The organism is Serratia sp. M24T3, from assembly GCF_000257645.1.
Lineage (GTDB): Bacteria > Pseudomonadota > Gammaproteobacteria > Enterobacterales > Enterobacteriaceae > Rouxiella.
Genome location: NZ_AJHJ01000063.1, coordinates 1 through 6,974 on the forward strand (window position 1 = coordinate 1; position 6,974 = coordinate 6,974).

General features: G+C 45.8%; 7 protein-coding genes. 3 read left to right on the forward strand and 4 right to left on the reverse strand.

Annotated elements, in window-relative coordinates:
- Positions 1–255: 255 nt before the first annotated feature.
- The 4 genes from SPM24T3_RS23720 to spy all read right to left on the reverse strand — a co-directional run bounded on the left by SPM24T3_RS23720 (position 256) and on the right by spy (position 4,108).
- Entirely contained in the window at positions 256–810 is a 555-nt protein-coding gene (locus SPM24T3_RS23720) for a GNAT family N-acetyltransferase (RefSeq protein ID WP_009639387.1), read from the reverse strand.
- Positions 811–927: 117 nt separating this feature from the next.
- Positions 928–1,233 (reverse strand): YbdD/YjiX family protein, encoded by a 306-nt coding sequence (locus tag SPM24T3_RS25075; protein WP_009639388.1) that lies wholly within the window; start codon positions 1,231–1,233, stop codon positions 928–930.
- Positions 1,226–3,292 (reverse strand): carbon starvation CstA family protein, encoded by a 2,067-nt coding sequence (locus SPM24T3_RS23725; RefSeq protein ID WP_009639389.1) that lies wholly within the window; start codon positions 3,290–3,292, stop codon positions 1,226–1,228. Before SPM24T3_RS23725 ends, SPM24T3_RS25075 begins: the two co-directional genes overlap by 8 nt.
- Positions 3,293–3,598: 306 nt before the next feature.
- Positions 3,599–4,108, reverse strand: a complete 510-nt coding sequence (gene spy, locus SPM24T3_RS23730) for an ATP-independent periplasmic protein-refolding chaperone Spy (RefSeq protein ID WP_009639390.1) — start codon at positions 4,106–4,108, stop codon at positions 3,599–3,601.
- 278 nt (positions 4,109–4,386) lie between these two features.
- On the opposite strand from spy, the gene SPM24T3_RS23735 reads away from it, so the two are divergent.
- From SPM24T3_RS23735 to SPM24T3_RS23745, 3 genes are all read left to right on the forward strand, one after another.
- Positions 4,387–5,808, forward strand: coding sequence for a PLP-dependent aminotransferase family protein (locus SPM24T3_RS23735; RefSeq protein WP_009639391.1), 1,422 nt, complete (start codon positions 4,387–4,389; stop codon positions 5,806–5,808).
- Between the two features lie 129 nt (positions 5,809–5,937).
- Positions 5,938–6,564 (forward strand): hypothetical protein, encoded by a 627-nt coding sequence (locus tag SPM24T3_RS23740; protein WP_009639392.1) that lies wholly within the window; start codon positions 5,938–5,940, stop codon positions 6,562–6,564.
- Positions 6,565–6,566: 2 nt separating this feature from the next.
- A partial coding sequence (locus tag SPM24T3_RS23745) for a hypothetical protein (protein ID WP_237713139.1) occupies positions 6,567–6,974 on the forward strand: 408 nt, incomplete at its 3' end.

Below are 6,974 nucleotides of genomic sequence, written 5' to 3' on the forward strand. Positions count from 1 at the left end.
GGTCACTTACTGATGTAAGCACCCGGGGATGCGCGCGGTTGCCGCCTTGCTGTCGCTTAAAATATTTAGAGGATTCCAGCGAGTGGCTATCTTTTAAACGGCAGCTGGGTTGGTTGCCCTTGCTTACCCCTGTCACTTACTGATGTAAGCTCCCGGGGATGCGCGAGATTGCCGCCTTGCTGTCGCTTAAAATATTTAGAGGATTCCAGCGAGTTGCTGTTTTTTAAATGGCAGCTGCCCTTACTTAATGGCGACCTAGGATTTTATGAGATAGGTCATTTTCTTGTGTCTCACTCCATCCAAGATGATTTCCTCTACTACCTCGAATCCATAACTGCGATACATTTTCTCCAGATAGGGTTTCGCGTCGTCAGCCAGTAGTGAAAGTTTGCTGAGCTGATGCTTTTTAGCTTGCACCTTAACCGCATCAATTAAATAGCGTGAAATTTTTTGCCCACGAAATTCAGGATAGACGGCCAGAGAATCAATATATAGCTCATCGTCTTCCGCTTCTCGAACATCCGGTAAAGAAGAATCAGCCTCTGAAATAAAGTCAGGCTCAAGAAAACCGGGGAAAGCCAGAATACAGCCGGCTAAACGTCCATTGACAAAACAAACCAGCGTGAACCTGTAGCTGTAATAAACATCTTCACGACTAAAGCCTTGCCGATACACCTCTTTTGCCTCATCAAGACTGTTCTTTCCAGTGAGGTAAAGCAGGGCATTTTCATCTGCTGAGCTGATTAAATCGATAACTTGCAGTGCATCTTCCCAGACAGCAGGGAGAAGAAAAGGAGTGGTCATTTCCATGGTTATGACAATATTCAGTGGCGGGACATAAGGAGTGATACTACGCCTGTCGGGAAGAACAGGCGCAGCGTGGATCATGAAATCACAAAAAAATCAGATCTGATGTTGCTTATTTCTTTAACAAGGACACTTACCCAACTTTCCAGCTTCACTCGGAAAGCGGGCATTGAGGCAGTAACGATGAAACTCCTTCTCGCTCATAGGTTGCTGTAGTGGGTGATGTATCCGCATATGCTGCACATAATTAGGGTAATCCTGTACTCCAACCATCAGGCGAAAACTTTGTGCAATTCCCTTACCAATAAATCTCACCCATTGGCGAAAGTTTTCAGGACGAGGCGGGCGTGATACCCACGGATAGCAGCGAACAATCATCAACGGCTGCCGGGGTCGCATGCGATAAGGCAATCCATAGTCAGACATGACGCGCCTCCCGACTAGCTAATGGGCTAGTTTCATGCACTGTAGGTTTTGGTGATTTCAACGCTCGACGGATAACAAAGAAAGCAGAGATGAGCATCGTCACTGCAACCAGCATGAAGAAACCGCATAAAGCCGCGTTAATTTGATTATTGAGGACAATGGTGTGCATATCTGCCAGCGTTTTTGCCGGTTTAATAATGGTGTTGCTCTCGATTCCAGCCGAGAATTTGTTTGCCTGTGCCAGAAAACCGATCGACGGATTCTGATGGAAAATTTTCTGCCACCCGGCTGTCATTGAGGTTATAAACAGCCAGACAGTCGGCAATATGGTGACCCAGGCATAGCGCTGTTTCTTCATTTTGAATAAAACTACGGTGCCGAGAATCAGTGCCATCGAGGCCAACATCTGGTTACCAATGCCAAACAGCGGCCACAGGGTGTTGATCCCGCCTAACGGATCGACAACGCCCTGATAAACAAAGAATCCCCAACCCGCGACTGACACGCTGGTCCCGGCAATAGTACCAATCCAAGAACGATTATTCGCCAGAGAAGGCACCGCCACGCCGACCAGGTCTTGCACCATAAATCGACAGGCGCGAGTACCGGCATCTACGGCAGTCAGGATAAACAAGGCTTCGAAAAGAATGGCGAAGTGATACCAGAAAGCCATCATCGCGGTGCTGTTAAAGACGTCGCTGATGATATGCGCCATGCCTACGGCAAAGGTTGGAGCCCCACCTGCGCGAGAAAGGATCGAATGTTCCCCTACGTCACGAGCGATAACCGTCAACATATCTGGCGTGACAACAAATCCCCAGCTGTTAATCACCTGTGAAGCAGTCTCAACTGTGGTTCCAATCAGCGCGGCGGGTGAGTTCATGGCAAAATAAACGCCTGGGTCAATCACCGATGCACAGATAAGTGCCATGATCGCCACGAAGGATTCCATCAACATTGCACCGTAGCCGATGAAACGGATGTGGCTCTCTTTCTCAATAAGTTTTGGGGTAGTGCCGCTGGCTACCAGCGCGTGGAAACCCGAGATAGAGCCGCAGGCAATGGTAATAAACAAGAACGGGAACAGTCCACCAGAGAAAACCGGGCCGCTTCCGTCAATAAACTTGGTGACGGCGGGCATTTTCATTTCCGGCATTGCGAAAATTATGCCCACGGCAAGGCCCAGAATAACGCCAATTTTGAGGAACGTTGACAAATAGTCACGTGGAGCCAGAAGTAACCATACAGGCAACACGGAGGCAATAAATCCGTAGATCACCAAAACCCAGGTCAATGTTGTGCCGTGAAGAGTAAAGAAAGGCCCCCAGTAAGCATCTTGCGCCACATTGCCGCCGTAAATTATCGCCATCATCATCAGCACAAAGCCAATCACTGAGACCTCGGCGATTTTACCCGGGCGCAAAAATCGCATGTAGATGCCCATAAACAGCGCGATCGGGATTGTTGCAGCAATAGTAAACAGTCCCCATGGGCTGTCGGCCAGTGCCTTGACCACGACCAAAGCTAATGCTGAGAGGATAATGATCATGACTCCGAGCGCGCCAAGCATGGTGACTACACCTGCAAACTCACCGAGTTCCTGTTTGGCCATTTCACCAAGAGAACGACCATCGCGGCGAGTGGAGATAAACAAAATCAGGAAGTCTTGCACCGCACCGGCCAGCATGACGCCAACCAGGATCCAGATAGTACCGGGTAAAAAGCCCATCTGTGCCGCTAAAATAGGCCCTACCAGCGGGCCAGCACCGGCTATAGCCGCAAAGTGATGGCCGAATAATACCCATTTATTAGTGGGAACATAATCCAGACCATCGTTTTTACGCAGTGCAGGCGTGGTCCGTCGATCGTCTAAACCAAAGACTTTTTCCGCAATAAACAGGCTGTAGAAACGATAGGCAATGCTGTAGCAAGCAACCGCAGCCACCACGAGCCAGAGTGCATTGACGTGTTCGCCTCGACTCAGCGCCAGCATACCAAAAGCAAAGGCTCCCACTAACGCCACCACTAGCCAGATAATTCCGGACTTGACGTTTGTCATGATTAAACTCCTTCAATGTGCAACCTTGGGGTTACTATTGTTGTGTAACAGGCAGATCAAGAAACGGTCAGACCATTTCAGTCAGAGGTAACTTATTGCAGACATTGAGGATTACAGCGTAAAAATGAGACTTTCACAGCAGCAAGATGAAATTGAAAATCAGATTTGTGATGCAGTGAACGCTTTAAGTGAAGGTGTAAGGCAAAGCGTGGATTAACTACGCGATGGTGCACGTTTCAGGCATAAAAAAACCGGCCACTAAGGCCGGTGTGTGTTTCGCTAATCAGCAGATTTTCAGCCGCAAGATTACGATGCAGGAGTTGCAGCATCTGGTTTGTGATCGCGGTGATGTTCCGCCATTTGCTCAGCACGTTTCTGGTAATTTTCATTAAACTGTTTTTTCTGATCGGCTGTCAGCAGGTTATACATTTTGTTTTCAATTTTGGCGCGTTCTAGCATACGGGTTGATTGCGATTTTGTGATCTGTTCAATCTCGCCTTTAACCTTGGCCTCGTTAAAACTGTTTGAAGCTACAAGCCCATGGAGGCTTTCCATTTGCTTTTTCATCTCGCCACGATCGCGGTGCATTCCTGATTCTTTCCACAGCGCTTTCATTTGCGTACGTTGTTGTTCAGTCAGGTTGATGCCGGCAAAGAGTCCATTTTGATGAGGACCTTTATGTTGTGACATGCTGCCCTGAGTTTGGGTCGGTGCGCCCGTCGCCGGAGTCATTGGGGTGGTCTCTGCAGCGAAAGCAAAAGAAGCCGAGCTCAGAGCCAGAGTTGAAGCCACAACCATTGCGGTAAGTTTGCGCATAATTTAATTCCTCATTGTTCTGTTATAGCCAGATTCTGTACCAGCCAGTGTCTTAGCGTATATTCAGCAGGCAGTGGCCTAACTGACTTGACGAAATACATTCTATCGCAGGAAATGAATAGTAGTGCGAGGTACTGTAAATGTCTGAAAGCAGGCGTGTCACAATTCATACGATCGTGGAGAAAATGTTGGGAAATTGTAAGGATCGGGCTGTGGGTGGCTGAAAAATAACATATTATTCGGATAATTCTAATCATCATCAACGTTAAGCGAAACCTATGACTCTGCCGCGTTATCAGCAACTGGCACAAACATTGCGCAGGCAAATTGACGCCCACGTCTGGCTGCCTGGAGAAAAACTGCCTTCGTTACGCGAAAGCTGTAAGCAGTCAGGACTGAGCCTGATGACAGTTTTACAGGCATATCAGTTGCTTGAAAGCCAGGGAACATTGGTTTCTCGACCACAGTCAGGCTATTACGTTGCCCCGAGCAGGCCGCTTAGACTAGAGCACGGTTCTTCTCTGCATACTGCCGAGCAAATTGATGTCAATGATGCAATTTTTGACATTTTAAAAGCAGGACAGGACTCCGATATTGTGCCGTTTGGATCTGCATTTCCCGATCCTACACTGTTTCCTCAGCCAAAATTGGCACGTTCTCTCGCAAGCGCCGTGAGGAGGATGTCTCCGCACAGCGCCATTGCTAATTTGCCGCCGGGAAATGAGGATTTGCGTCGCAACATAGCGCAACGTTATGCATTGCAGGGAGTTGAGGTCACCCCGGACGAAATTGTTATTACATCCGGAGCGATGGAGTCGCTTGGGTTGAGCCTGCAAGTCCTCACTCAACCCGGTGATTGGGTGGCGATAGAGTCTCCCGCCTTTTATGGTGTATTGCAGGCAATTGAACGGAGAAAGCTCAAGGCAGTAGCAATTCCGATGGATATGGAACAAGGCATTGACCTGGCAGCCCTGGAGCAGGCCATGGCGACCTACCCCATAAAAGCCTGTTGGTTGATGTCAGCGTTTCAAAATCCACAAGGTTGCACGATGAACCCAGATAAAAAGCGGCAACTGGTGGATATTCTCATCAGAAATCAAGTGGCGTTGATTGAGGATGACGTTTATGCGGAGCTCTATTTTAATGGTGATCGGCCTAACCCTTTAAAAATGTCATCATATCGGCAGGAGATTCTCCATTGCTCGTCATTTTCTAAATGTCTTGCACCGGGTTTTCGAGTGGGTTGGGTTGCTGCGGGAAACTATGCATCGCGCATTCAGCGACTGCAATTGATGAGCACATTGTCTGCCAGTGTGCCTGTGCAGTTGGCATTAGCCGATTTTTTGCATCAGGGAAGTTACGATGCTCACCTGCGCCGCTTGCGCCGCCAGCTTGAACTTCGACAAAACGCTATGCGTAGTGCCGTTCTCAATTCTTTCCCGCCGGGAACTCGGCTGAGCAAGCCGACCGGAGGCTACTTCATTTGGGTCGAGCTGCCTGGCAAAATGGATGCGACTAAAATTTATCAACAAGCATTAACAAAAAGAATTAGCGTTGCTCCAGGTACGATGTTTGCTGTAGATAACCGATTTAGTCACTGCTTACGTTTGAATACTTCTTTTGAGTGGAACATTCGAGCCGAAAATGCAGTAAAAACTCTCTCGGAGCTGGTTTATAAGGAGTATCACCGGCATCGCTAATTTAAGATCTAGATCGAAAATAATAACATTGTTCTTTCTAATTAACGCCAAAAGAGCGTTTTTTAAAAACTTGACGCTCTTAGTCATGCTATTAAATTGACTTGTATATAGAAGCCAAGGAGAGGGCGAATGAAAGCAGAAAATACTCAAGTTAATATTGAACTAAAAAGCTGGAGGGAATTAGATAAACAAAAAGAACAACCTAATGTCGAGCCTAAGCAGGAACCAATTTTCACTATTGATTTGCATGATCCTAATTCCCCACCGGAGTCCGTGCTGGAGAAGATGTCTAATGAGCAGCAAACTTGGTTAAGTTCACTTTTGCGGCCATTTGATATGGTTTATCATATTTGCCAAGGAGCCTATAACAAACTTAATGATGCCTATCAGCAACAAATAACTGAAACACTACGTAACTTTGAAAAGACTCTAATTGAAGTACAATATGAATTAAATAGTTTGCTAGATGAAGATTGTTTATCTAAACTTTCACAATTATATCTTAGATGTGGTGAATGTAAAAAAGAATTTGAAAGACTTTCAATAAAACAATCAAGTGCCAAAGATTTGGCTGATGCTGTTGTGGCAAAAAAATATGATATAGGGAAAAATAAAAAGCAGGACATCACACCTGAATATAGCTTACCACAAATAAAAATATTATATGATTTTAATCAACAAACTGAGGAGTTAGCAAAAGCTAAAAAAAATACATTGATACTAGGCAAAAAATTGAAGATATTATCGAATCACTAAATTTGACTTCAACCAATAAAGTGTTGCTCCATATTATTAAAGAATCAAGTACGATACGTACTCCACTCATTATGCAACAGTTTGCTTTTACGTCAAACGTACCTGAAATTCCGTTAGCTTATACTAAAGCAGGAATTCAAATGCAAATAGTTCTTCCATCAAATGAAATCATCAAAAAAATATTCACTAATCAATCGATAGAAAATGTATTATTACAACCTTTTTTTCATTTGGAAACGGGAATTAGTGCAGGGATAGCTCTTAATGATTATATAGGCTTGCCCGTGACTATTAAGGGAGTATTGACCGGTTTACGGGTGAATCATTTAGGCCTTAACATCCCAATCGACAAACAATCAGATGGTTGGCACTGTGGCAAAATAGATTACGTTATTGAGACCGTTTGCAGG

What these genes read in the sequence shown, in the direction of transcription:
- SPM24T3_RS23725 (WP_009639389.1), bottom strand. Translation starts at nt 3,292, where the DNA reads ATGACAAACGTCAAGTCCGGAATTATCTGGCTAGTGGTGGCGTTAGTG.
- SPM24T3_RS23735 (WP_009639391.1), top strand. Translation starts at nt 4,387, where the DNA reads ATGACTCTGCCGCGTTATCAGCAACTGGCACAAACATTGCGCAGGCAA.
- SPM24T3_RS23740 (WP_009639392.1), top strand. Translation starts at nt 5,938, where the DNA reads ATGAAAGCAGAAAATACTCAAGTTAATATTGAACTAAAAAGCTGGAGG.
- SPM24T3_RS25075 (WP_009639388.1), bottom strand. Translation starts at nt 1,233, where the DNA reads ATGTCTGACTATGGATTGCCTTATCGCATGCGACCCCGGCAGCCGTTG.
- SPM24T3_RS23720 (WP_009639387.1), bottom strand. Translation starts at nt 810, where the DNA reads ATGGAAATGACCACTCCTTTTCTTCTCCCTGCTGTCTGGGAAGATGCA.
- spy (WP_009639390.1), bottom strand. Translation starts at nt 4,108, where the DNA reads ATGCGCAAACTTACCGCAATGGTTGTGGCTTCAACTCTGGCTCTGAGC.